We start from the raw sequence: 24,218 nt of genomic DNA, 5'->3' as shown, positions 1-24,218 counted from the left end.
CCATGACGGGCGGTCTGCGTGTCGGGGCGTCACCGCACGCCCCGGCGCGGGAGTGGGTGGTCGTGATCCCGGTGAAGCGGGCGGAGTTCGGGAAGACGCGACTGCGGCTCCCGGGCGTCGACCGCGAGCCGCTCGCCCGGGCGATCGCGCTCGACACGGTCGAGGCCGCCGCGCTGTGCCCGCGGGTCGCGGAGGTCGTGGTGGTCACGAGCGACGAGGTCACCGCGGCCGCCCTGCTCCCGGTGCCCCGCGTGCGGATCGTGCGCGACCGCGTCGAGGGACTGACCGCGGCGATCGCGCAGGGGGTGTCTGCGGCGTCGACGCGGCTCCCGCGGGCCGTGCTGCTCGGCGACCTCCCGGCCCTGCTGCCCGACGAGCTCACCCGGGCGCTCGACTACGCCTCGGCCCACCCGCGGGCCTTCGTGCCCGACGCGGAGGGCACCGGCACCGTGCTCGCGACCGCCCGCGCCGACGTACCGCTGCGGCCCTGCTTCGGCGACGACTCGGCCGCCGCGCACCGCGCTGCCGGGTTCGCCGAGGTGGGGTTCCCCGTGCTGAGCGGGCTGCGCCGCGACCTCGACCACGCCGATCACCTCCGAGCCGCCCGACGGTGCGGTCTCGGTCCGCGCACGGCGGCGCTCCTCGCCCCACGTCTCGTGCTGGCATCATGACCGGGCCGGAGGACCCCGTCCCGTCCGGCGTCGGTGCCGGGCGGGCTGAGCCCGTCTCGTCTGCGACCCCGTCGGCGCGCGGGGCCACGCTCGCCGGAGCGGCCGCCTCGACCGACGTCGAACCCGGGCCCGAGGCCGCCCCGCGGATCGTCGTGCTCGCCGGGGGCGTCGGCGGCGCGAAGTTCACGGTGGGGGTGCGCGAGGCCGCACGGCGATGCTGGCCGGACGGCGCCGGGGGCACGCGCGCCCGGATCACCGTGATCGCGAACACCGGCGACGACCTGTGGCTGAGCGGCCTGCGACTCCAGCCCGACGTCGACTCGATGGTCTACGCGCTCGCCGGGGTCAACGACACCGCGCGGGGCTGGGGCCGGGCGGGCGAATCCGAACGCACCGCCGCCGAGCTGCACGCCTGGGGTGCCGGGTGGCCGTGGTTCACGCTCGGCGACCTCGACCTCGGCACGCACATCGCCCGCACCGGGTGGCTGCACGAGGGCGCGACCGTAACCGAGGTCGTCGCGCGGCTCGCGTCGCGCTGGCCGCTCGGGGTCGCGCTGCTGCCGATGACCGACACCGAGGTCGACACGCACGTGGACACGACCCTCGGGCGCATGCACTTCCAGGAGTGGTGGACGCGCCACCGGGCGACCGTCCCCGCGCAGCGCTTCGACAACCCGCGGATCGAGCGCGCGACCCCGGCGCCGGGCGTGGTCGAGGCCATCGCCGCGGCCGACGCCGTGCTCTTCGCCCCGTCGAACCCCGTGGTGTCGCTCGGGCCCATCCTGGCCGTGCCCGGGCTCGCCGCGGCCGTGCGGGCGGCCCCCGGTTCGGTGGTGGGGGTGTCGCCGATCATCGCGGGATCCCCCGTGCGGGGCATGGCCGATGCGTGCCTGGCCGCGGTCGGCCTTCCGCCCACGGCCGATGCGGTCGGACGGCACTACGGCCCCCGCGCCACGGGCGGCCTGCTCGACGCGTGGCTGATCGCCGAGGAAGACGCCCCTCTCGCGCCCGACCTCGAGGCGCGGGGGCTGCCCGCGCCCGTGCACCCGCTGTGGATGCGCGACCTCGACACCGCCGCCGCCCTCGCCGCGGCCGCTCTCGGGGAGGCACTCGGGGAATCACCCGGCTTATTTCCGGCCGTGCCGCGAGAGGCGCAGCGGCCCCGGCCCTAGCCTGGAGGCGCAGTCCCCGAGGCGAGGAGAGCGGCCATGAGCGAAGCGACCGAGACCACCGAAGTCCGTCACCCCGACGACGGCAGGAGACGGATCGTGAAGGTCGTCGGCGTGCTGGGCATCGTCGGCGGCATCGTGCTGATCATCGCCGGCATCGTCGTCTGGATCATGGTGTCGTCGCAGCTGCGGGCGGAGAACATCACGATCCCCGACGACGCGATGGCCTTCCAGGGGCAGACGGTCGCCGGACCGCTCACCGCCTACGTGCAGGCCGACATCATCCAGCACCACGCGCTCGAGGCGTCCGACGGCAAGACCTACGCGGAGCTCGCGATGGACGACCCGGTGCGGGCCACCCTGATGAACGCCTCGTTCCTGCGGGCGTCCCTGTTCACCTCCGTGGTGTCGTTCGGCGTCGCGGCGTTCGCGATGGGCATCGGCGTGCTGTCGATCCTGTTCGGCTGGGCCCTGCGCTCGCTGGCGGTCCTCCGCCCGCGCTCCGCCTGAGCACACGCACGCGCGGGGTCACCGCAGCACGGCGGGCTCGGGGTCGAACACGATCAGAGGGCGGCCGCTGCCCGCGCGGGACAGCACCTGCGCGTCGACCTGCCAGACGCGGGCGATGAGCTCCCGCGTCAGCACGTCGCCCGGGGTTCCCGCGGCCTGAACCCGTCCGTCCGCGATCACCACGATGCGGTCGGCGAAGGCGGCGGCGTGGTTGAGGTCGTGCAGTGCGGCGAGCACGGTCATGCCGTCGTCGGCGAGGTGACGGAGCAGTGCGAGCGCGTCGAGCTGGGCGCGGATGTCGAGGTGATTGGTCGGCTCGTCGCACAGCAGCAGCGACGGGCGCTGGGCGAGCGCCCTGGCGAGGTTCACGCGCTGGCGCTCGCCGCCCGAGAGCGTCGCGGCGTCGCGGTGGGCGACGGCGAGGGCCCCCGCGCGGACGAGGGCGTCGTGCACGGCCGCGGCGTCGCCCTCCTCGCCGTCGAAGGACAGCCATCCGCGGTGGGGCAGCAGCCCGAGCGCCACGATGTCGCGTCCGGTCAGCCCCTCGGCCGCCGACCACTCCTGCTCGACCAGGGCCACGCGTTGCGCACGGGCGCGGCGGCGCAGGTCGGGCAGCGACACCCCGTCGAGCGCGAGAGCCTCCACCTCGCCGCGGAGGGTGCCGGCGATCAGGCGCAGCAGCGTGCTCTTGCCGGAGCCGTTGGGGCCGAGAAGCGCCGTGACCGCACCGCCGGGCGCCGTGAGGGACAGGTCGTCGAGGATCGCCCGGTCGCCGTGGCCGAACCCGAGCCGCCGCGCGTCGAGGCCGTCGGTCCCCGGGCTCACGAGCGTGCCGTCCGTGGGCGCCGCCGCGGAGCGGATGCGGGTCCGGCGCTCGGCGCGCTCAGCCCACCAGTCGCCCCGCTCATGCCCTGGCCTTCCGCATGCGCAGCATCAGGGCGGCGAACACGGGCCCGCCGATCAGCGCCGTGACGATGCCGACCGGCAGTTCGCGCGGATCGAACACGGTGCGGGCGATCGTGTCGGCCCAGATGAGGAACACGGCCCCCGCGAGGAACGACACCGGCAGCAGCACCCGGTGCCGTGAGCCGACGACCGCGCGCACCGCGTGGGGCAGGATCAGCCCGACGAAGCCGATCGATCCGCTCACGGCGACCAGGGCCCCGGTGAGCAGTGCCGTGCAGACGAACAGCAGCACGCGCAGCCGGGTGACCGGCAGGCCCAGCGCCTCGGCGGCCGTGTCGCCGAGCACGAGGCTGTCGAGCGGGCGGGCGGCCGCCAGCAGCGGCACGGCGCACACGAGCGCGGCGGTCCCGGCCAGCGCGACCGAGGACCAGTCGGCGCCGCCGAGGGAGCCGAGCAGCCAGCTGAGGATCTCGCGGTAGCTGTCGGTTGTCGCGCTCCAGAAGATCACGAGGCTGGTCAGCGCGCCGAGCACCGCCGACACGGCGAGTCCGGCCAGCACCACCGCGGTCGCGGACGAGGCGCCGGCGGCCCTGGCCAGCCCGAGGGTGAGCGCCAGGGCGAGCAGTGCCCCGGCGAACGCCGCGAACGGCAGGGCCACGGCGGCGCCGAGCACGATCACGATCACGGCGCCGGTGGACGCTCCCGACGACAAGCCGAGCAGATACGGGTCGGCGAGGGGGTTGCGGGTGAGGGCCTGCATGACCGCGCCGCACAGCGCGAGGCCGCCACCGACCGCCGCGGCCGTGAGCACGCGGGGCACCCGTCCCTCCCACACGATCGCGTCGCGGATCGGACTCAGCCCGCTCGCGGCCCCGGTCAGGTGCGACCATGCGCTCGCCAGCAGCTCGGACGGCGTGATGTCGGCGGGACCGATGGCGACCGCCGCCACGACCGACCCCGCGAGCGCGAGCAGCAGCACCGCGGTTGCCGAGGCCGCGCGCCCCCGTCGCCGTGCCGGGCGGACGACCACGGCCGGGGCCGCCGCGCGCGGCGGCGCCGCCGCGACACTCACAGCTCTCCGAGCCGCGCGACGATCGCGGCCACCGCGTCGACGTTGCGGATCCCGGCCTCCGTCGCCGGGAAGTCCACGACCACGTACCGCTCGTTCCGCACGGCGTCGAGCTGGGCGGTCACCGGGTTCGACGCCAGCAGCTCCTGCTTCGACGCGGCGGTGTTCCACGCGGCGTCCACCAGCACGATCACGTCGGGGTCGGCCTCCGCGATCAGCTCCCACGAGGTCGAGGTCCAGGTGTCGTGCACCTCGGCGAACACGTTCTCCAGCCCCGCGGCCGCCATGATCATCTGCGGGGCGCCGATGCCCGCGCCGACGAAGGGCTGGTCGCTGCCCGACGAGTACCAGACGGCGGAGAGCCCGCGGTCGTCGGGGGCGATCGCGTCGAGGGCGGTCCGCTGTTCCGCGACGAGGGCCGCCGCGGCCTTCTGCTCGCCGAGCAGCTCGCCCGCCTCCGCGAAACCGTCGAACACGGCGTCGAACGTGAGCGGGTCGGGCATGTAGCCGGGCGCCTTGCACGCCGCCGGGGCGACGTAGGTGGCGATGCCCAGTTTCTGCAGGTCGTCCCGTTCGCCGGCGCCGTCGACCGAGAAGTTCGACTCCCATCCGGCGAACACCAGGTCGGGTTCGAGATCGAGCACGGCCTCCTTCGAGGGCACCTTGTCCGACACGGTGGGGATGCCGTCGGCCTCCGCCGCGAGCGCCTCGGGGAGCGGGCCGTCGGTGAAGGCGGAGCCGATGATGCGGTCGCCCGCGCCGAGGGCCAGGGCGAGTTCGAGGGTGGAGGACTTGACCGTGAGGATGCGCTGCGGCGGTCCGTCGAGGGTCACCTCGGTGCCGCAGTTGTCGAGGGTCGCACGGGGCCGGTCGGCGTCGGCGGCTGCGGGGGAGGCGGGGCCGCTCGCGCAGCCGCTGAGGCCCGCGGCGAGGAGGAGGGCGAGGACGGGGGTGGCGCCGAGCGCGCGGGCGGTGGGGGTCATGGTTCTCCGGAGGACGTGGGCGGGGAGGCGCGGGTGTGTGCGCGGTCGCAGTCCAGGTCGGGACCACCGGCGCCGGCCAATCGGGTCGGCGCGATGCGGTCATGCTACCTCGGATTTTGGATCCAATCAATACTGGATTCTGGATCCAAAATGGGTCATGATGAAGAAGCCCCACCGCCGCGGCGCACATCGCCCGATCGCGACGCCGCGTTCAGCCGAGAGGAATCCATGCAGACCACACCCGTCTCGTTCTTCAGCGAGGGCTCCCGCATCTCCGCGATCTGGCGGACCCCCGACCATGACGGCCCGTACCGCGCGATCGTGCAGGGGCCCGGCTGGCTCGGCCTCAAGGACGCCAAGCTCTACGTCCGCTACCACGAGGCCCTCGTCGCGGCCGGCTTCGCGGTGCTCGTGATCGACTACCGCGGCTTCGGCGACTCCGACGGCGACCGCGGCTACCTCTCGCCCGCCTGGCAGCTACAGGACCTCGTCAACGCCGTCACCTACCTCACCACGCGCGACGACGTGATCGCCGACGCCATCGGGGTGTTCGGCACCGGCGGCACCGGCGGTGGCAACGCGGTGCTGCTCGCCGACGTCGATCCGCGCGTCAAGGCCGCCGTCAGCCAGGTTCCCGTGGCCGACGGCGAGGACTGGCTGCACCGCATGCGCAGCGAGTACGAGTGGCTCGACTTCCAGAAGTCGCTCGACGACGACCGCCGCCGGCGCGTCACCACGGGGGAGGGCCGCATCGTGCACCCCCGCGAGGAGATCATGATCCCCACGGCCGAGCGTCGCGCCACCACCATCAAGGCCGACGTCGACGACCGCATCCCCTCCGCCGTGCCGCTCGCGTGCGCCGAGGGCATCATCGCCTACCGCCCCATCGACGCCGCGGCCCGCCTGACCACGCCGCTGCTCGTGATCGGCGTCGAGGGCGATGCGACCACGCCGACCGATCACGCCGAGGCGCTGTACGAGGCGGCGCGCGGCCCCAAGCAGCTCATCATGCAGCGGCACACCACGCACTACGCCGCCTACGACACGTACTGGGAGCAGACCACCCCGGTGATCGTCGGCTGGTTCGACACGCACGTGCGCCCCGCGCATCTCATCCACCGGACCACGCCGTCGCCCGCGATCGGCGAGTCCATCCAGACAGAATCCGTTCAGGAACAGGAGGTCGCGCGATGAGCGTCGATCTGAAGATCACCGGCGGCACCGTCGTCACCCCCGCAGGACCGGTCGTCGCCGACCTGCTCGTCGCCGACGGCCGGGTCGCCGGCATCGTCGCGGCCGACACCGACATCGACGCCGCGCGCACGATCGACGCCACCGGCAAGCTCGTGCTGCCCGGCATGGTCGACGTGCACGTGCACACCCGCGAGCCCGGCTACGAGCACAAGGACGACATCTACACGACCAGCCTCCAGGCCGCGGCCGGCGGTGTCACGACGATGTTCGGCATGCCCAACCTCAAGCCGCCCACGACCGACGTCGCCACCCTCACCGACGTGTTCCGGCGCTACGAGGAGTCGTCGATCGTCGACTGGAACCACAACCCCGCCCCGACGAAGTTCGACGAGATCGCGGGCATGAGCGACCTCGGCATCCGCGCCTACAAGATCTACATGGTCGTCGACACGGGCCGCGACTACCCGCACCCCTCCGGAACCGGCATCCACGACCACGGGCACCTGCTCGAGATCATGGACCACATCGCCCAGACCGGGAAGCGCTTCATCGTGCACCCGCACGACCAGGCGCTCATGGACTACATCGAGGGCGCCTACCTCGCCCGCGGCGAGAACACCCCGCAGGGCTACGCCTCCGCCTACGCCGCGCGCGAGGGCGTGATCTGGGACACCGCGATCGACGTGGTGCTGCGGCTCGCCGAGGCCTCCGGCTGCCCCGTGCACATCGCGCACATCCAGACCCGGCGCTCGATCGAGGCCGTGCGCCGCGCCAAGCAGAACGGCATCGACGTCACATGCGAGGTCAACCACTGGGCGCCGTTCCTGTCCACGTGGGACGACGTGGAGACCCTCGGTCCCTACGCCCTGAGCTACTGGGTGCCCGACGACAACCGCACCGCCGTGTGGGAGGGCATGCGGGACGGCACGATCGACATCGCCGCCAGCGACCACGCCCCGCACACCCGCGAGGAGAAGGAGGTCGGCTGGACCAAGATGTGGAGCTCGCACACGGGCACCCCGGGCATCCAGTACTACTACGAGCTCATGCTCGACGCCGTGAACAAGGGCGAGCTCGACCTGCAGCGTGCGATCGACATGGTCGCCCACATCCCCGCCGCGAAGTTCGGCCTGGAGGGCGTCAAGGGCTCCCTCACGATCGGCGCCGACGCCGACATCGTGATCGCCGACCTGGCCGACGAGTGGACCATCACGAACGACGACGTGCTGTCGAAGATCGGCTGGACCCCGTACGACGGGCGCACCATCAGCGCCCGCATCCAGCGCACGCTGGTGCGCGGAGAAGACGTGTACGTCGACCGCGAGGTCGTCGGCGACCCCGCCTTCGGAAAGCTCGCCGCCTCGGCGGAAGACAGGGCGGCACTGGCCGCAGAGAGGAACTGACATGAAATTCGGACTGCTGCTGCCGCACTTCGGCGAGGAGGCGAGCAAGGAGAAGCTCCTGGAGGGGTCGAAGCTCGCCGAGAGCTTCGGATTCGACTCCGTGTGGGTGCGCGACCACCTCGTGTTCGAGCCGCACGGCGAGATGGAGAAGCCCAACCGCACGTTCTACGACGCGCTCACCACGCTCACCGCCATCGGCGCGGTGACCGAGAAGATCGAGCTCGGCACCGGGTCGCTCATCCCGTTCCGGCACCCGCTCGTGACGGCGCTGATGGCCGGCACCATGACCCAGCTGCTCGGCCCGCGCCTGATCCTCGGCTTCGGCGCCGGCACGTTCGACCACGAGTTCGAGGCGATCGGCTGGGGCGACCTGGACCGTGTGGAGATGGTGCGCTCGAACGCCGAGATCCTGCGCCGCGTGTTCACCGAGAACGACGTCACCTACGACGACGGCATCTTCTCGTTCGAGAACGTCACCATCGAGCCCAAGCCCGTCGGCGGTCGCATCCCGTTCTGGTACTGCGGCGCGACCCCGCGGTCGGCCCGCCTCGCGGCGGAGTTCGCCGACGGCTGGATGCCCGGCCGCACCGGCCTCGCCACGATGGAGAAGCGCATCCAGACCATGCGCGAGATGACCGACGAGAACGGCCGGCCGATGCCGACCATCGCCGTGATCCCGCCCACCTCCATCGAGGACACCCGCGAGGAGGCGCTCAAGCACGTGAACATCCCCGGCCTGCTGGCGTGGGCGAACAAGGCGAAGTTCGCGGTGAAGCCGCCGTCCGGCAGCTTCGAGACCGTGGAAGACCTGGAGGGTCAGCTCATCGTCGGCAGCCCCGACGAGGCGGTCGATCAGATCCGCCGGTTCGAGGAGATCGGCACCGAGCACCTGGTGTTCGACTTCCGGTTCAAGTTCGATCGGTTCTTCGAGCAGATCGAGCTCCTCGGCACCGAGGTGCTTCCTAAGCTGCGATAAGCCGCGCACCCGAGCGCGGCGACAAGACGAGAGGTCGACGATGACTGACGTGAAAGACACCGCACCCTCCGCCACGGACCCGTTGATCTCGGTCACCGGACTCTCCGTGAGCTACGACGTGGCGCGCACGGGGAAGAAGCTGATCGCGATCGAGAACGTTGACCTCGACGTGTTCGAGGGCGAGTTCATCACGGTGCTCGGCCCGTCGGGGTGCGGCAAGACGACGTTCATGAACGTCATCGCCGGCCTCGTCGCGCCGAGCACCGGGTCCGTCCTGGTGGACGGCACGGAGGTCGACGGCCCGGGACCCGACCGGGCCGTCGTCTTCCAGGACTACGCGCTGCTGCCCTGGCGCACGGTGTTCGACAACGTGAAGTTCGGGCTCGAGATGCAGAAGGGCCTGCGCACGGCCGACTGGCGCGAGCGCGTGCAGGAGGCCATCGACATGGTGGGCCTCAAGGGCTTCGAGTCGTCGTACCCGCGGGAGCTGTCCGGCGGCATGCAGCAGCGGGTGGGTCTCGCCCGGGCGTTCGTCGCCGAGCCGCGCATCCTGCTGATGGACGAGCCGCTGGGCGCCGTCGACGCCCTCACCCGCGAGGTGATGCGCGACGAGATCGAGAAGCTGATCGAGAAGACCGGCAAGACCGTCCTGTTCATCACGCACTCGATCGAGGAGGCGATCCTCCTGGGCGACCGCATCGTGGTGTTCAAGAGTCACCCCGGCGCGATCAAGGAGATCATCACCACCGGGATCGAGCGGCCGCGCTCCGAGCGGTCGGTGCAGCACGATCCCCGCTTCCTCGAACTCCGCGACCACCTCTGGGAGGCGCTGGAGGGCGAGGCCACGGCGGCAGCGGTGTCGAAATGAGCGCGCTGCTCGCCACGGGACCGAACCTCGGACGCGGCGGGGTCGCCGCCTGGCTCGCGGGGCTGAGCACGCGCGGCAAGGCCGCGGTCATCGCGGTCGAGGTCGTCGTGCTCCTGCTGCTGTGGCAGCTCGTGGTCGGAGTCCTCGGCTGGATCAACCCGGTCTTCCTGCCGCCCCCGCTGTCGATCGCGCAGGGCTTCGGGGAGATCATCGCGAACGGGTCGCTCGCCGCGAACGCCGGGATCTCGGCGCAGGCGTGGCTGACCGGCTTCGCGCTCGCCGTGGTCGTGGGCATCCCGGTCGGCCTGCTGATGGGCTCGTCCCTCCCGGTCGACCGCGTGGTCGGTCCGATCGCCTGGACCATCTACGCCACCCCGTCGATCGCATACCAGCCGCTCGCGAAGGCCTGGTTCGGCTTCGGCATCGGACCGGTGATCTTCCTCGTCACGATCAGCGCGATCTTCCCGATCCTGCTGAACGTCGCCGCGGGCATGCGCACCACGAACCCGTCGATCATCCGCGCTGCCCGCGTGTACGGCGCGGGCCGCCTGCGGCTGTACCGCTCGGTGTACCTGCCGTCGACGATCCCGTTCCTGTTCGCCGGTCTCCGCCAGGCGGTCGTGCTCGCCACGATCGGCATGGTCGTGGCCGAGCTCGCCGGGTCGTCGAGCGGCATGGGCGCGCTCATCATCCGCGCCTCCAACACGTATCAGACGGATCAGGCGTTCGCGGCGATCGCGATCGTCGTGGTGTGGAGCGTGGGCATGACCCAGGTGGTCACCGCGATCGAGCGCGGCGTCGCGCCGTGGACGAGGAAGGGCAGGCGATGAGCGTCGTCTCGGCAACCGGCACCGTGCGGATCGTGCGGCCCCGGCGCGTGGTGCGTGCGGGCGAGGGCAGGTGGACGCTGCTGCTGATCGCGGTCGTTGCCGCCGTGCTGCTCGTGTGGGAGGCGGCGGTCACCTGGTTCCAGTGGGTGCCCGAGGCGTTCCTGCCCGCCCCCAGCGCGATCGCCGTGGCCTTCGGGCGGCTCATGGTCGACCCGGAGTTCTGGGGCGCATTCGGCTTCAGCGTCACGAACCTGCTCATCGGCCTCGCCATCGCGATCGTCGTGGGTGTGGTCGTGGGGCTCGCGGTCGGCTGGTCCCCGGTGCTGCGCTTCATGGTGGCCCCGTTCCTGTGGGTGCTGTACTCCACGCCCAAGGTCGCGCTCGCTCCGCTGTTCATCCTGGGCCTCGGGCTCGGCAGCGAGTCGAAGATCGCCCTCGTGATCCTGCTCGCGGTGTTCCCGATCCTGCTGAACACGATGGAGGGCGCGGTCACCGTGAACCCGTCGCTCGTGAACGCGGCACGCGTGTACGGCGCGAAGGGCATCGGGCTGGGGTGGAAGGTCATCTTCCCGGCGACGCTGCCCTACAGCCTGTCCGGCATCCAGCGCGGTGCAGCCCTCGGCTTCACGGGCGAGGTGCTCGGCGAGTTCCTCGGCGGGACCGGGGGCCTCGGTCACCTGCTGGAGTTCGCGGCGTATCAGTTCCGCATGGACGAGGCGATCGCGATGGTCGTGGTGATGGTGATCATCGCGAACCTGACGCTGTTCCTCATCTCGGTGCTGCGCCGCAGGCTGGCGCCCTGGTACGACGAGCGCAAGATCGTCGGCTGACGCCGCCCCCGACTCCCGGCCCCCGTCTCATGCGCGACGGGGGTCGGGTCCGCCTTCTCGCCTCGCCGAGTGGTACGCTTTTCTGTACCACTCAGGAGGTGACGAGATGACGGCGATCTCCGCAACCGAGGCGCGGAAGAGTCTCTTCGGTCTCATCCAGCAGGTGAACGACGACCATGCTCCGGTCGAGGTCGTGTCCCGCCGCGGCAACGCCGTGCTCATGTCGAAGGACGACTACGACGCGCTCACGGAGACGGCCTACCTGCTGCGCAACCCCGTCGGCGCGGAGCGGCTCCTCTCGGCACTCGAGCGCGCCCGCCGAGGTGAGTCCGAGCAGCACGACCTGATCGACGAGTGAGCAGGCGGCTCGCTTTCGACCCGCACGGGTGGGAGGACTACACCGACTGGCAGGGCCAGGACCGGAAGACGCTGCGACGGATCAATCAGTTGATCGCCGATGTCCTCCGTGACCCGTTCGAGGGCATCGGCAAGCCGGAGCCCCTGAAGCACGTGCTCTCCGGCGCCTGGTCCCGCCGCATCGACCAGACCCACCGCCTCGTGTACTACGTGAGCGACGAGCAGATCGTGATCCTCCAGGCCCGCGATCACTACTGACCCGCGGACGCGACGAGGCCCCACCGCCATGCGCAACGGTGGGGCCTCGTCCGGGGTCGTGCGGCTCAGGGGTAGGGGAGCGTCGCCGGTCCCTCGTTGTCGAGCCCGAGCAGCTCCTGCGCCTTGAACAGGTGCGCGAGCTGCGCGTCGTCGAACTCCAGCGGCTCGAGCTTCTGCGTCTCGATCGTGGTGTCCCAGGCGTCCGCGTCGAAGTACAGGTTCGGGCAGGCGAGGTGGCCGTCGAGGATCCAGACGCTGTCGGAGTCGCGGAGCTCCTGCACGTCGAAGTCGTTGGCCTCGTAGATGTCCAGCGCCTCCTCCGCGTTCTCCGGGAACTCGCCCGGTGCCGGGGCGGTCATGAAGTCGGTGGCCTTGAGTGTGGCGCGCAGGAACCGCACGAGCGAGTTCGGGTTCTCCTTCACCCAGGCCGTGCCGGCGATCTGCACGTCGTTGGCCCAGTTGCGCAGCGACTCCACGACGATGTTCGCGCCGTGCTCCTCGAGCGCCGCACGGTCGTCGGCGTAGAAGGGCTGCAGCGAGATGCGGTCGTTCACGAAGAACTCGGTCCACGATTCGGAGCCGGGTCCGGGGTAGACGACCTCGGCGTTGATGCTCTCGAGGTCCCAGCCCTCTTCCGCGAGCACCTGTGCCCGCTGGAACTCGGCCGGGTCGCCGGGGGTTCCGGCGAGGACGATCGAGGTGCCGTCGAGGTCTTCGACGCTCTCCACGTCGGACTGGGCCGCGAAGTCGAAGTTCTGGCGGCAGTAGTGGCCCGACACCAGGTCGATCTCCACGCCGCCGCGGATGGCGTCGATCACGGTGCCGGTGGACTCAACGCCGATGTCGGCGCTGCCGCTCGCGACCGCGGCGGTGACGTTGTCGGCGGTGATGACCTCGACGGTGAGGCCCTCCTCCTCGTAGTAGCCGAGGTCGGTGCCGAGGACGAACATCGAGTACATCGTGACGTCGGGGAAGGGGATGGCCACCGTGATGCTGGTGTCTTCGGCGGCGCCGGGTTCCCCGTCACCGAGGTCGACCGGGCCTTCGGGTGCGGGTGTCGGCGAGGTGCAGCCGGCGAGCAGCGTCAGTGCTGCTGCGCCTCCGGCCACGGCGAGGCCGAGCCTGGTTCTTGTCGTGCGCATGACTCTCCATTCGGGCAGTGCGTGCGCCCCTTCGTGAGGGGGGCGTCTCACGCGGATTTTGGGATACGGTATCCAATTTGGTATCGGCTGTCCATGCTTCGGCCGATATCGTGCTGACAACGGGGTCTGGACGACCACGATGAAAATTGGATACAGTATCCGAAACAGTCCCACGATGAAGAGGTGACCATGCGTGCCGCCGTGCTGAGCAGCCACGACCTGGACGGCCTGACCGTCACGGAGTCGGCGGTGCCGTCGGCCGCTCCGGGCGAAGTGCTGATCCGCGTCGAGACCGTGGGCATCAACCAGCTCGACCTCAACGTCATCGCCGGCGTCGACCCCGGAGCGCACGCCCGGCTCCCGCGCATCCTCGGCATCGACCCGGCGGGGCAGATCGTCGCCGTCGGCTCCGGCGTCGACCCCGCGCGCCTCGGCCAGGCCGTGGTCGTCAAGCCCAACATCGCCTGCGGCACGTGCCCCCGCTGCCGCGAGGGAGACGAGGCCGACTGCCCATCGCAGACCGTCGTCGGCGTGCACCGCGACGGCGGCGCCGCCGAGTTCGTCGCGGTGCCCGCGCGCAACGCGATCGACCGCCACGGCCTGACCGCCGCCGACGCCACGGCCGTGGTGCACAGCGCCCCCATCGTGCTCAACGCCCTGCGGATCGCCGCGCTCGCCGCCGACGAGCGGATCCTCGTCACCGGTGCGGGCGGAACGCTCGGTCGCGCGGCCGTCGCGATCGCGCTCGCCCGGGGAGCCCGCGTGGTCGCCGCCTCCCGCCGGCCCCTGACGCCGGTCGGCGACGAGCGGCTCCTGCACGCGCCCGATCCCGCCGCCCTTACGGCCGCCCTCGCCGCGGAGGACGGCTTCGACGTGGTGCTCGACGTCTCCGGCCACGGCCCCACGCTGAGCGCCGGGGTCGCTGCGCTCGGCTGGGGTGGACGGGCCGTGTTCTGCTCGGCCTCGGTCGACCCCGACCTGCGGATCGATGCGCGCGACTTCTACCTGCGCCGCAAGCGCCTCGCGGGTGCCGCGAGCGCCCGGTACGACGACGTGGCGGAGGCCCTCGCGCTCGCCGCCGCCGGGGTGCTGCCGCCGCTCGCGGGCGCCCGGTACGCGCTCGACGACATCGCCACGGCCTACCGCGACTTCCCCCGCGCCGGCGACGGGAAGGTGATCGTGGATGTGCGCTGACCACGGGTATCGAAGAGGAGACCAGACGTGACGAGTACTGCACTGCCGGGCGCCGGGGCGCTCGCCGGGATCCGGGTGGTCGAGCTGGGCCAGTACATCTCCGGTCCCTTCGCGGCGAAGCTCCTGGCCGACCTCGGTGCCGAGGTGATCAAGGTCGAGTCGCCGGAGGGTGACCCGATGCGCCGGTGGGAGGGTCGAGCGACCATGAGTCCGCAGTTCGCCGCGTACAACCGGGGCAAGCGCGGGGTGGTGCTCGACCTCAAGAGTCCGCAGGGGCTGGCGGCGCTGTTCGCCCTGGTCGCGGAGGCCGACATCGTGCTCGACAACTTCCGCCCCGGGGTGGCCGAGCGGCTCGGCTTCGGTCCGGAGGCCCTGCACGCGCACAACCCGCGCGTCATCACCTGTTCCATCACCGGCTTCGGCCCCACGGGACCCTCGGCGAAGCGTCCCGCGTACGACACGGTGATCTCCGCGACCGGGGGCATGTACAGCCAGGTCGTCCCCGCCGACACGATCCGCCCGCTCGGCCCCGCGTTCTCCGACCTGCTGTCGGGGATGTCGGCGGTCCAGGCGGTGCTCGCGGCCCTCCACGCCCGCGACGTGAGCGGGGAGGGCGAGCACGTCGAGGTGTCGATGGTGGGTGCGCTGCTCGACTTCCTTACCGAGTCCGCCTCGGCGTTCCTGGAGACAGGGCAGGTATCGTCGCCGGACTCGCGTCCGCGTCGCGCCCAGGCGTACGCGTGCCGCGGCTCCGACGGCAAGGCGTTCGTCATCCATATGTCGGTGCCGGAGAAGTTCTGGACCGGGCTGCTCGACGTGCTGGAGCGGCCCGACCTCGCCGACGACCCCCGGTTCGCGACCAGGGAGGGGCGCGTGCGGAACTACGACGAGCTCGACGCGGTGCTCAAGGAGATCGCCGCCACCCGTCCGCGCGCCGAGTGGCTGGAGCGCCTGGCCGCGCACGACATCCCGCACGGCCCGCTCAACACGATGGGCGACCTGTTCGACGACCCGCAGATCGCGAGCATGGGCCTGGTCGAGAAGATCGCGGGACCGGGCGGCGCGGTGCGCGTGCCGGTGCCGAGCACCCGGTTCCACCGCAGCGGCCGGCCCGAGCTGGTCTATGCGCCCGCGCTCGGGGCCGACACCGAGGAGCTGACCGGTCTGCGCACCGCGGCCGGAACCCTGAACGAAGGAGCGGCCTGATGCCCGGCATCGACGACCTGGTGGCGATCGACGTGCACACCCACCCGCAGACCGAGGAGTTCATCGCGGCGATGGGCACGCGGCACACGCAGATGGCCGCGCACTTCGGACGGGAGCGGCCGGTCGTGTCGTTCGCCGAGCAGGCCGACCAGTACCGCGACCGCAGGATGATGGCCGTGATCGTCAACTCCGACTCGGAGACGACCAGCGGGATCAAGGGCGCCCCCAACGACCTGCTGGGCCGGGCGCAGCGAGACCACCCCGACGTGTTCCTGGCCTTCGCGGGCATCGACCCGTGGAAGGGCGAGGCGGCGATCGCCGAGATCCGCCGCATGCACGACGAGTACGGCATCAAGGGCGTGGGCGAGCTGAACCCGTCGCGGCAGAGGTTCCTGGCGAACGACCGTCGGTTCTGGCCGATCTGGGAGACCTGCGCCGCGCTCGGGCTGGTGGTCATGTTCCACTCCGGGTTCCCCGGTGCGGGCGCCGGCACCCCGGGCGGCGGAGGGTACCGGCTGGAGAACGCCCGCCCCGTGCCCTACATCGACGACGTCGCGGCCGAGTTCCCCGAGCTGAACATCATCAGCGCGCACCCGGCGTGGCCGTGGCACCTGGAGAACCTGGCGATGGTGTGGCACAAGTCGAACGTGTACCTCGACCTCTCCGGCTGGGCTCCGAAGTACCTGCCACCCGAGGTGGTGCGCTACGCGGACTCGCTCATCTCCGACCGGGTGCTGTTCGGCTCGGACTGGCCCGTGATGACCGCGGACCGGTGGATGGCGGAGTTCGACGAGCTCGGCTTCAAGGAGGAGTCGCGCCGCAAGATCCTGATCGACAACGCGCGGAAGCTGTTCCGGCTGTGACCGCGGAGAAGGGAGCCGACCGTGGCTGAACTGGTGCTGGCGGCGGCGACCCCGCACAACCCGCTGCTGTGGCGCGCGATGCGGGAGCCGTATCCGCCCGACCTGGTCGCGGTCGAGGCGAACTTCCGGCGCATCCGTGAGGCGATCGCCGAGGCCGAGGTCGACGCGCTGATCGTGCTCGGCACCGACCACGTGCGGCAGTTCTTCGCCGACAACTCGCCCGCGTTCATCGTCGGCAAAGCCGCGTCGTACCACGGCACGTACGAGAACGAGGTGCGCACGTTCGGCATGGAGTACGCCGAGCTCACCGGGCATCCCGAGCTCGCGGCGCAGATCGCCGGACGCGAGGTGCTGCCCGAGGCGATCGACTTCTCGGTGTCGCACGAGTGGCGGCTCGACCACAGCTTCGTGCTCCCGCTGCAGTACGTACGGCCCGAGCTCGACCTGCCGATCGTGCCCATCCACGCGAATGCCATCCTGCCGCCGCTGCCCTCGGCCGCGCGGTTCGCCGCGCTCGGACATCACCTGCGCGCTGCGGTCGAGTCGTGGGACGGCGGGGCCAGGGTGGCGCTGCTCACGTCGGGCCACATGGCCACCGACGTCGGAGGGCCGCGCACGTTCAACGGCTCGCCCGACCCCGCGTTCGACGCCGAGGCGGTCGGGTGGATGCGCGACGGCGACCTCGACGCCGCGATCGCCGGCTGCCGGTTCGACCGCATCATGGCGGCGGGCAACGTCACCTACCAGTACGTGAACATCGTCGCGGCGCTCGCCGCGATGCAGGGCCGCCCGGCCGAGCTGGCGGAGGCCACCACGTCGCGTTTCGCCTCGAGCCCGTTCTTCCTGTGGAGGTCTGCATCGTGAGCAGGTACATGATCGGCAAGTTCATGCGGGCGGTCGAGATGAGCACGGCCAACGTGAACGCGTACGTCGCCGATACCGAGGGCTTCGTCGACCGGTGGCTGGCGGGCGGCGCCGGGCCGGATGCGGTCGCCGACGACCGGGAGCTGACGCCGCAGGAGCGGGCGGCCTTCATCGCGCGCGACTACGGGGCGCTGTACGGGCTCGGGGCGCATCCGTACCTGCTGTGGCACTTCACGGAGGCGGTGTACGAGCACGAGTACACGGAGGGCTTCGGCTGGCGCGAGCTCGTGGAGCGCTACCGGGCGGCGATCATCCCGCACGGCGAGGTCGACGACATCCTCTGAGGCGGGCGGAGAAGATCCGCTCTTGACAGGATTTCCGCACGTGCTGTTTATTTAGCTACGTGCAAAAAAAACTATCCGAGGTCCGGCTCGACGCCGCGGCGATCCGCGCGCACCACCGTCGCGTGCTGCTGCAGCTGCTGCGCTCGCACGGCCCGCTGTCGCGTCGCGATCTGTCCCGCGCCTCGGGCCTGAGCGCCGCCGCCGTGATGAACGTGGTCGTGGAACTGGTCGACGCAGGCCTCGTGGCGGAGGAGATCCCCGCCACCCGGGAGGCCAGGGTCGGCCGCCCGAGCACCGACGTCGCCCTCACCGGCACCCACCACGTGCTCGCACTGCAGATCGGCGCCGGGTTCCTCCAGGCAGGAGTGGTCGAGCTCACCTCGCGCGTCGTGGCGTCCGAGCAGATCCGCTTCCCGGTCCCCACCGCGCCCGAGGGTGTGCTCGACCTCGCGGACGAGCTGCTGCAGCGGGTGATGGACACGGCGGGCATCTCGCTGGAGCAGGTGCTCGGCCTCGGCGTCGGCGTGGCCGGCATCGTCGACGCGAGCCGCCGCGTGAACATCTCCGCCCCCACGCTCGGCTGGACCGACGTGCCGATCGCCGAGCACTTCGAACGCACCCTCGGGCTCGACGTCGTGCTCGACCACAACGTGCGCGCCATGGCCGCCGGCGAGTCCCGCTACGGCACCGGCCAGGGGCTCGAGAGCCTCGCCTTCGTCTACGTGCGCACCGGTGTCGGCGCCGGCCTGATCCTGGGCGGCGCCGAGTACCGCGGCGGCACGCACGGCGCGGTCGAGATCGGCCACCTGCGCGTCGAGCAGGACGGCCCCACCTGCACCTGCGGCGGCCGCGGCTGCCTGGAGACCGTGGTCAGCGATGGCGTGCTCCGGCGGCGCATGATCGACGCCGGGCTGCTCGACGACGACCGCGCCCCCGACGACCGCACCTGGACGGAGGACTTCGTCGCCGCCGTCGAGGCCGCCGACCCGCGGGCGCTGGAGGTGCGCGACGACCTCGTCCGGCACCTCAGCACCGCGCTGCTGAGCATGGTCAACCTCCTCAACCCGCAGCAGATCGTGCTGGGCGGACTGCTGTTCGACCTGGCCCCGGTCGTGATCGAACCCGTCAGGGCGGCCCTCGCGGAGCAGGTCATGCCCGTGCTGCGCGACGGTATCCGCGTCGAGCCGCCGCGCTTCGGTGCCGACGCGGGCATGATCGGCGCCGCCACCATCGCCCTGGACACCTTCGTGTTCGGGCCTCCCCTCCTTCCGACCGCCCCGGTCGGCTGACACCAACGGGCTCCCACGCAACGAAGGGAAAGAGCCATGATCGACGCCACACCCGAGACGGCGACCACGACGCTCTCGGTGCCGCGCGCCACGAGAGCGCGCCGCACGACCGTCCGCACCGAGAAACCGCTGACGCTGCTCTACCTCTCCACCCTGGTGCTCGGCATCGCGGTGTGGTGGATCATCGCGGTCGTCAGCGACAACCCGCTCGCCCCCACGCCGATCGCCGTGGTGCAGAGCTTCTGGGAGGGACTGCTCGACGGCAGCCTGCTGCTGAACACCGTGGCGAGCGTGCAGCGCGTCGTCATCGGCTTCCTCCTTGGCGTGATCGTCGCCGTCCCCGCCGGCTTCATCATGGGCTGGTATCGCTGGGGCCGCGGGCTGCTCGAGCCGTGGGTGCAGTTCTTCCGCACCGTGCCACCGCTCGCGCTCATCCCGCTCGTGATCGTGTTCCTCGGCATCGGGGAGCCGGCGAAGATCTTCGTCATCTTCCTCGCGTCGTTCCTCTCGTGCGTGCTCGCCACCTTCCAGGGCGTGCGCAACGTCGACACCACCCTCGTCAACGCGGCTCGCGTGCTCGGCGCGAGCGACGGCACGATCTTCCTCCGCGTGGTCGTCCCGGCCTCGCTGCCGTTCATCTTCGTCGGCACCCGCGTCGCCCTCGGCGCGGCCTGGGCCACGGTCGTCGCCTCGGAGCTCATCGCGGCGGCCTTCGGTCTCGGCCGCATGATGCAGGCCGCCTCGCAGTTCCTCGACACCCCGCGCATCGTCGTGGGCATCATCCTCATCGGCGCGCTCGGGTTCGCGATGGACCGTGCCCTGCTCTTCGCCGAGAACAAGCTCACCGCCTGGCAGGAGGTCCGGAAATGACCGCGATGATCTCGATCCGCGGGGTCTCAAAGCACTACGAGACCAGCCGCGGCACGGTCCGCAGCCTCGACGACGTCGACCTCGACGTGGCAGACGGGGAGTTCATCACCCTCGTCGGGCCGAGCGGCTGTGGCAAGAGCACCCTGCTGAACCTGATGGCGGGGCTCCTCGACCCCACCGAGGGGGAGGTGCTCGTGGGCGGCCGACCGGTCACGGGGCCCGGGCCCGACCGGGGCGTGATCTTCCAGCAGTATGCGCTCTTCCCGTGGCTCACGGCCCGGCAGAACGTCGAGTTCGGCCTGCGGATCCGCGGCATGAAGAAGGCCGAGCGCGAGCAGGTGGCCCAGCACTACCTCGACCTCGTGGGCCTGGGCGACTTCGCCGGCGCGCTGCCGAAGGAGCTCTCGGGCGGCATGAAGCAGCGCTGCGCGATCGCCCGCGCCTATGCCGCGCAGCCGTCGATCCTGCTGATGGACGAGCCGTTCGGCGCGCTCGACGCGCTGACCCGGGTGAGCATGCAGGAGAACCTGCTCGAGACGTGGCAGCAGGAGCGGCGCACCGCCGTGTTCATCACCCACGACGTGGACGAGGCCGTGTTCCTCGCCAACCGCGTGATCGTGATGAGCCCGCGGCCCGGACGGATCACCGAGGTGATCGACGTGCCGCTCGCCTACCCGCGCACCGAGGAGATGCGCCTGTCTCCCGAGTTCGCCGCCCTTCGCGCCCGCGTCTGGCGCGGCGTGCACCACCAGCCGGAACCCACCACCGCCTGACCCGGCGGATCCGCACCCGCACGACCCACCGCACTCCCACCCGATCACGTAAGGAACCCGATGATGCGCTTCCCCACCCGGACCCGTCGGGCGGCCGTCGCCGCCGCGGCCGTCACCGCACTCACGATCGCCCTGTCCGCCTGCACGGGCTCGGCCGAACCGGCCCCCTCGTCCGACGCCGGAGGCGAGGCCCGTGAGCCGGTCTCCCTGAACGTCGGCTACATCGACACGAGCATCAACGGCGTCGGCGTGATCGCCGCCGCGAACGAGCTGGGTCTGTGGGAGAAGTACGGCCTGGACGTGACGCTGACGCCGTTCACGAACGGCCCCACCCAGATCCAGGCGATGCAGGCCGGCCAGATCGACGTCGGGTACATCGGCGCCGGGGCGACCTGGCTTCCGGCGACCGGACAGGCGACCGTGATCGTGCCCAGCGAGACCTCGCTCGGCGACGTGGTGCTCGCCCGCCCGGGCAGCGGCGTCGAGGATCCGAAAGACCTCAAGGGGCAGCGCGTCGGTGTGCCCGAGGGCGGGTCGGGGGAGATGATCCTCGCGCTCACGCTCCTGGAGGCCGGGCTCACGTTCGACGACGTCGAGCGCGTGGTGCTCGACCCGCCGAGCGTCGTCAGCGCCTACGTCGGCGGGCAGATCGACATCGCCGCGATCTTCTCGCCGCTGAGCGCGCAGATCCTCGACAGCGTGCCGGACACCGTGACGGTGGCCGACAACGCCTCGTTCCCGGAGACGTCGTTCCTCGGGTCGTGGGTCGCGTCGAACGAGGCCGTCGACGGCAAGGCCGACGCTGTGCAGCGCTTCCTTGAGGTGTACGCCGAGGTGAACGACTACCGCATCGACGACACGGAGCAGGTCGTCGAGTGGGCCTCCGCCGCGTCCGGTGCCCCGGTCGACCAGCTGACGCAGCAGGCGAGCATCTCCGGGTGGACGCCGTCCGACGAGATCCTCGCGAACAACGAGGACGGCACCACGTTCGAGCAGTACGAGTCGATCATGCGGGTGTTCGTCCAGTCCGGTCGCATGGAGGACATGACCGATCCGGCGTCGTTCGTCAACACCGAGCTGTTCGCTGCCGCCATGAAGGACCGCTCGTGACGGGTCCCGTCGGGCTGGGCATCGTCGGCTCCGGTTTCGTCGCCGAGTTCTACCTCCGGGCCCTGGCGGAGGTGCGCGACCACGAGGTCGTCGCCCTCGCCGCGCGCTCGCCCGAACGGGGCAGAGAGCTCGCCGGCCGGTTCGGCGTGCGCGACGTGGTCGCCAGCGTCGAGGAGCTGGTCGCCCTGGCCGATGTCGACATCGTGGTCGTGGCCGTGCCGCAGGACGCGCACCTCGACGCGGTGACGGCCGCGGCCGCCGCGGGCAAGGCCGTGATCTGCACCAAGCCGCTCGGTCGCAGCGGCGCGGAGGCCGCGGCGTGCCTGGCCGCCGTCACCGCCGCGGGCGTGTGGCACGGCTATGCGGAGACCGCGGTCTTCTCGCCCGCGGTCATGCACGCCAAGGCGATGGTCGACGCGGGCGGCATCGGTCGGGTGCTCACCGTGCGCGCCCGCGAGGCCCACGGCAGCCCGCACAAGCACGCCAGGGAGATCGCGCGCATGGGCGGAGGGCCGCTGCGCGGTCTCGGCTGCCACGGTGTCGCCGTCGGGCGCTGGTTCCTGGAGGGCGCGACCCCCGTGGAGGCCTTCGCGTGGGGGGACCGGCTCGACCGCGACGACGTGGACTCCGAGGACAACGCGGTCCTGCTCATGCGGTTCGACGACGGTCGTGTCGCCCAGGTCGAGGCCGGCTGGACGCACCGCCCCGGGCTGGACAACCGGCGCGAGATCCACGGCTCGGACGGCTGGCTCGGCGTGGACGAGACCGGCCCCGGTGCCCTCGCGGCGTTCGCGGGACAGGAGCTCGGTTACGTGGGGGAGAAGGCCGGCTCGACCCGCGGCTGGCTGCGGCCCGTGCTCGACGAGCCGCGCACGTACGGCTACCACGGCCAGTTCGCGCACTTCATCGAGAGTTTCCGCGCGGGTGTCGCGCCGCGGCAGACCCTGGCCGACGGCGTCATCGACAACGCGGTGATCGACGCGGCCTATCGCTCCATGACGACCGGTCGCTGGGAGCCCATCGACCTCTCCGGGCTCACGGCCCCTCCCGCCGAGATCGCCACCGACGCGTACCACCGCCCCGCAGAGAGAGAAGCACGATGACCGCCCGGCGACCGAACATCCTCATGATCCTCACCGACGACCACGCCACGCATGCGATCGGCGCCTACGGGTCGGTGGTGAACACGACCCCGCGCATCGACGAGATCGCGCAGTCCGGTCGTCGCGTCGATCACTGCTACTGCACGAACTCGCTGTGCACCCCGAGCCGCGCCAGCATCCTGACCGGCACGTACAGCCATGTCAACGGCGTCTCGACCCTGGTGACCCCCATCGACGCGAGCCAGCCGACGTTCGTGTCGCAGCTCAAGGAGGCGGGCTACCGGACGGCCATCGTCGGCAAGTGGCACATGGGGGAGGGGCCCGGCCATGATCCGCAGGGCTTCGACTACTGGGCGGTGCTGCGCGATCAGGGCGAGTACTTCGATCCGCAGATCCTCACCGCCGACGGCGTGCACATCGAGAAGGGCTACGCGACCGACATCATCACCGACCTGTCGCTGCAGTGGCTCGAGTCGCTGGAGGGCGATGAGCCGTGGTGCCTGCTGATCCATCACAAGGCGCCGCACCGCGCGTGGGAGCCCGACGAGGCGCACGCCCACCTGTACAGCGACCCGATCCCCGTGCCGTCCACGTTCACGGACGACTACGCGGGCCGGGCGAGCGCGGCGAAGCATGCCACCATGCGCATCGCGGAGCACCTGACGCTGGACGACCTCAAGGTGGAGCCGCCGCAGGACCTGACGCCCGACGAGCTCGCGCTGTGGAAGTACCAGCGGTACATGGAGGACTACCTGCGCTGCGTGGCCTCGGTCGACGACAACGTCGGGCGGGTGATCGACTGGCTCGGCGCGCACGGCGTGCGGGATTCGACCCTCCTCACGTACAGCTCCGACCAGGGCTTCTTCCTCGGCGACCACGGGTGGTTCGACAAGCGCTTCATGTACGAGGAGTCGATCCGGATGCCGCTGCTCGTGTCGTGGCCGGAGCGGATCGCGCCCGCGGCCCCGATGGAGCAGATCGTGACGAACGTCGATTTCGCGCAGACCTTCCTGGATGCCGCCGGGGTCGATGCGCACGAGCGGATGCAGGGGAAGAGCTTCCTTCCGCAGCTGACCGGATCCGACGAGCCGACGCGCGACGCGTTCTACTACCGCTACTACGAGAACGACGACGAGAACCACCATGTGCTCGCGCACTACGGCATCCGCACGGAGGCCCACAAGCTCATCTACTTCTACAGCGACGGGATGGGTCTGCCCGGGTCGTCGCCGTTCCGGTTCGCGCCGGAGTGGGAGTTGTACGACCTGGAGGCCGACCCGGACGAGCTGGTGAACGTGTACCACGACCCCGCCTACGCGGAGGTGCGCGAGCAGCTCAAGGTGCGGCTGTGGGAGCTGCAGGCCGAGCTGGGCGACCAGCCCCACGCGAGTCAGCCGATACCCGCGCTGACGAGCTGAGCGCAGGCGTGAACGGAT

Annotated in this window: 26 protein-coding genes; 22 read left to right on the top strand and 4 right to left on the bottom strand. The window is 71.3% G+C overall.

The features are described from left to right. The first annotated feature begins 2 nt into the window (after positions 1–2). Genes cofC through KZC56_RS04850 form a run of 3 tightly spaced genes read left to right on the top strand, consistent with a single transcriptional unit; the run spans position 3 to position 2,350 of the window. Complete coding sequence (gene cofC, locus KZC56_RS04860) at positions 3–671, top strand: 2-phospho-L-lactate guanylyltransferase (protein WP_247638000.1); 669 nt, start codon at positions 3–5, stop codon at positions 669–671. Beyond that, positions 668–1,843, top strand: coding sequence for a 2-phospho-L-lactate transferase (gene cofD, locus KZC56_RS04855; protein ID WP_247637999.1), 1,176 nt, complete (start codon positions 668–670; stop codon positions 1,841–1,843). The genes cofC and cofD overlap by 4 nt, the downstream gene beginning before the upstream one ends. 36 nt (positions 1,844–1,879) lie before the next feature. Next, entirely contained in the window at positions 1,880–2,350 is a 471-nt protein-coding gene (locus KZC56_RS04850) for an aromatic ring-opening dioxygenase LigA (protein ID WP_247637998.1), read from the top strand. A gap of 18 nt (positions 2,351–2,368) precedes the next feature. Here the strand turns inward: KZC56_RS04850 and KZC56_RS04845 are convergent, their stop codons facing one another. The 3 genes from KZC56_RS04845 to KZC56_RS04835 all read right to left on the bottom strand — a co-directional run bounded on the left by KZC56_RS04845 (position 2,369) and on the right by KZC56_RS04835 (position 5,308). Next, positions 2,369–3,175, bottom strand: coding sequence for an ABC transporter ATP-binding protein (locus KZC56_RS04845; RefSeq protein WP_247637997.1), 807 nt, complete (start codon positions 3,173–3,175; stop codon positions 2,369–2,371). A gap of 79 nt (positions 3,176–3,254) precedes the next feature. Next, complete coding sequence (locus KZC56_RS04840) at positions 3,255–4,328, bottom strand: putative F420-0 ABC transporter permease subunit (RefSeq protein ID WP_372490557.1); 1,074 nt, start codon at positions 4,326–4,328, stop codon at positions 3,255–3,257. Beyond that, positions 4,325–5,308 carry a putative F420-0 ABC transporter substrate-binding protein gene (locus tag KZC56_RS04835; RefSeq protein WP_247637996.1) on the bottom strand — a complete coding sequence of 328 codons (984 nt, stop codon included), beginning with the start codon at positions 5,306–5,308 and terminating at the stop codon, positions 4,325–4,327. Before KZC56_RS04835 ends, KZC56_RS04840 begins: the two co-directional genes overlap by 4 nt. Before the next feature lie 228 nt (positions 5,309–5,536). Between KZC56_RS04835 and KZC56_RS04830 the strand changes: the two genes are divergently transcribed. From KZC56_RS04830 to KZC56_RS04795, 8 genes are all read left to right on the top strand, one after another. Continuing rightward, a complete protein-coding gene (locus KZC56_RS04830; protein ID WP_136035178.1) occupies positions 5,537–6,502 on the top strand; it encodes an alpha/beta hydrolase in 966 nt (321 codons plus the stop codon). Then, a complete protein-coding gene (locus tag KZC56_RS04825) occupies positions 6,499–7,905 on the top strand; it encodes a dihydroorotase (protein WP_136036801.1) in 1,407 nt (468 codons plus the stop codon). The genes KZC56_RS04830 and KZC56_RS04825 overlap by 4 nt, the downstream gene beginning before the upstream one ends. 1 nt (position 7,906) lies before the next feature. Beyond that, positions 7,907–8,881 (top strand): LLM class flavin-dependent oxidoreductase, encoded by a 975-nt coding sequence (locus tag KZC56_RS04820; RefSeq protein WP_136035176.1) that lies wholly within the window; start codon positions 7,907–7,909, stop codon positions 8,879–8,881. Between the two features lie 40 nt (positions 8,882–8,921). After that, a complete protein-coding gene (locus KZC56_RS04815) occupies positions 8,922–9,749 on the top strand; it encodes an ABC transporter ATP-binding protein (protein ID WP_136035175.1) in 828 nt (275 codons plus the stop codon). Continuing rightward, positions 9,746–10,579 (top strand): ABC transporter permease, encoded by an 834-nt coding sequence (locus KZC56_RS04810; protein WP_136044370.1) that lies wholly within the window; start codon positions 9,746–9,748, stop codon positions 10,577–10,579. Before KZC56_RS04815 ends, KZC56_RS04810 begins: the two co-directional genes overlap by 4 nt. Beyond that, positions 10,576–11,409 (top strand): ABC transporter permease, encoded by an 834-nt coding sequence (locus tag KZC56_RS04805; RefSeq protein WP_136044371.1) that lies wholly within the window; start codon positions 10,576–10,578, stop codon positions 11,407–11,409. The genes KZC56_RS04810 and KZC56_RS04805 overlap by 4 nt, the downstream gene beginning before the upstream one ends. 106 nt (positions 11,410–11,515) lie before the next feature. Next, positions 11,516–11,767 (top strand): type II toxin-antitoxin system Phd/YefM family antitoxin, encoded by a 252-nt coding sequence (locus KZC56_RS04800; RefSeq protein ID WP_136035172.1) that lies wholly within the window; start codon positions 11,516–11,518, stop codon positions 11,765–11,767. Beyond that, positions 11,764–12,024, top strand: a complete 261-nt coding sequence (locus KZC56_RS04795) for a Txe/YoeB family addiction module toxin (RefSeq protein WP_247637995.1) — start codon at positions 11,764–11,766, stop codon at positions 12,022–12,024. Before KZC56_RS04800 ends, KZC56_RS04795 begins: the two co-directional genes overlap by 4 nt. Positions 12,025–12,089: 65 nt before the next feature. Here KZC56_RS04795 and KZC56_RS04790 read toward each other — a convergent pair whose 3' ends face one another. Beyond that, entirely contained in the window at positions 12,090–13,166 is a 1,077-nt protein-coding gene (locus tag KZC56_RS04790; protein ID WP_136035170.1) for an ABC transporter substrate-binding protein, read from the bottom strand. 189 nt (positions 13,167–13,355) lie between these two features. On the opposite strand from KZC56_RS04790, the gene KZC56_RS04785 reads away from it, so the two are divergent. Genes KZC56_RS04785 through KZC56_RS04735 form a run of 11 tightly spaced genes read left to right on the top strand, consistent with a single transcriptional unit; the run spans position 13,356 to position 24,200 of the window. After that, positions 13,356–14,360, top strand: a complete 1,005-nt coding sequence (locus tag KZC56_RS04785; protein WP_247638858.1) for an alcohol dehydrogenase catalytic domain-containing protein — start codon at positions 13,356–13,358, stop codon at positions 14,358–14,360. A 27-nt stretch (positions 14,361–14,387) separates the two neighbouring features. Then, a complete protein-coding gene (locus KZC56_RS04780; RefSeq protein WP_247637994.1) occupies positions 14,388–15,566 on the top strand; it encodes a CaiB/BaiF CoA transferase family protein in 1,179 nt (392 codons plus the stop codon). Further along, entirely contained in the window at positions 15,566–16,429 is an 864-nt protein-coding gene (locus KZC56_RS04775) for an amidohydrolase family protein (protein WP_247637993.1), read from the top strand. Before KZC56_RS04780 ends, KZC56_RS04775 begins: the two co-directional genes overlap by 1 nt. A gap of 21 nt (positions 16,430–16,450) precedes the next feature. Continuing rightward, positions 16,451–17,293: a DODA-type extradiol aromatic ring-opening family dioxygenase gene (locus KZC56_RS04770; RefSeq protein ID WP_247637992.1), complete on the top strand. Its 843-nt coding sequence runs from the start codon at positions 16,451–16,453 to the stop codon at positions 17,291–17,293. Next, the gene (locus KZC56_RS04765) at positions 17,290–17,637 is read left to right on the top strand and encodes a hypothetical protein (protein ID WP_136035165.1); all 348 of its coding nucleotides are present in this window, start codon (positions 17,290–17,292) and stop codon (positions 17,635–17,637) included. The genes KZC56_RS04770 and KZC56_RS04765 overlap by 4 nt, the downstream gene beginning before the upstream one ends. Before the next feature lie 59 nt (positions 17,638–17,696). Next, positions 17,697–18,926 (top strand): ROK family transcriptional regulator, encoded by a 1,230-nt coding sequence (locus KZC56_RS04760; protein WP_247637991.1) that lies wholly within the window; start codon positions 17,697–17,699, stop codon positions 18,924–18,926. Positions 18,927–18,962: 36 nt separating this feature from the next. Then, positions 18,963–19,796 carry an ABC transporter permease gene (locus KZC56_RS04755; RefSeq protein ID WP_136035163.1) on the top strand — a complete coding sequence of 278 codons (834 nt, stop codon included), beginning with the start codon at positions 18,963–18,965 and terminating at the stop codon, positions 19,794–19,796. Then, positions 19,793–20,569: an ABC transporter ATP-binding protein gene (locus KZC56_RS04750; protein ID WP_136035162.1), complete on the top strand. Its 777-nt coding sequence runs from the start codon at positions 19,793–19,795 to the stop codon at positions 20,567–20,569. Before KZC56_RS04755 ends, KZC56_RS04750 begins: the two co-directional genes overlap by 4 nt. 60 nt (positions 20,570–20,629) lie before the next feature. Further along, positions 20,630–21,679, top strand: coding sequence for an ABC transporter substrate-binding protein (locus tag KZC56_RS04745; RefSeq protein ID WP_247637990.1), 1,050 nt, complete (start codon positions 20,630–20,632; stop codon positions 21,677–21,679). After that, a complete protein-coding gene (locus tag KZC56_RS04740; RefSeq protein WP_247637989.1) occupies positions 21,676–22,782 on the top strand; it encodes a Gfo/Idh/MocA family protein in 1,107 nt (368 codons plus the stop codon). Before KZC56_RS04745 ends, KZC56_RS04740 begins: the two co-directional genes overlap by 4 nt. After that, a complete protein-coding gene (locus KZC56_RS04735; RefSeq protein ID WP_136035159.1) occupies positions 22,779–24,200 on the top strand; it encodes a sulfatase family protein in 1,422 nt (473 codons plus the stop codon). The genes KZC56_RS04740 and KZC56_RS04735 overlap by 4 nt, the downstream gene beginning before the upstream one ends. Positions 24,201–24,218: the final 18 nt, after the last annotated feature.

This window comes from Microbacterium sufflavum (genome assembly GCF_023091155.1).
Lineage (GTDB): Bacteria > Actinomycetota > Actinomycetes > Actinomycetales > Microbacteriaceae > Microbacterium > Microbacterium sufflavum.
The sequence above is the reverse complement of the archived record's forward strand: the minus strand, read 5'-3'. Positions and strand labels throughout refer to the sequence as shown.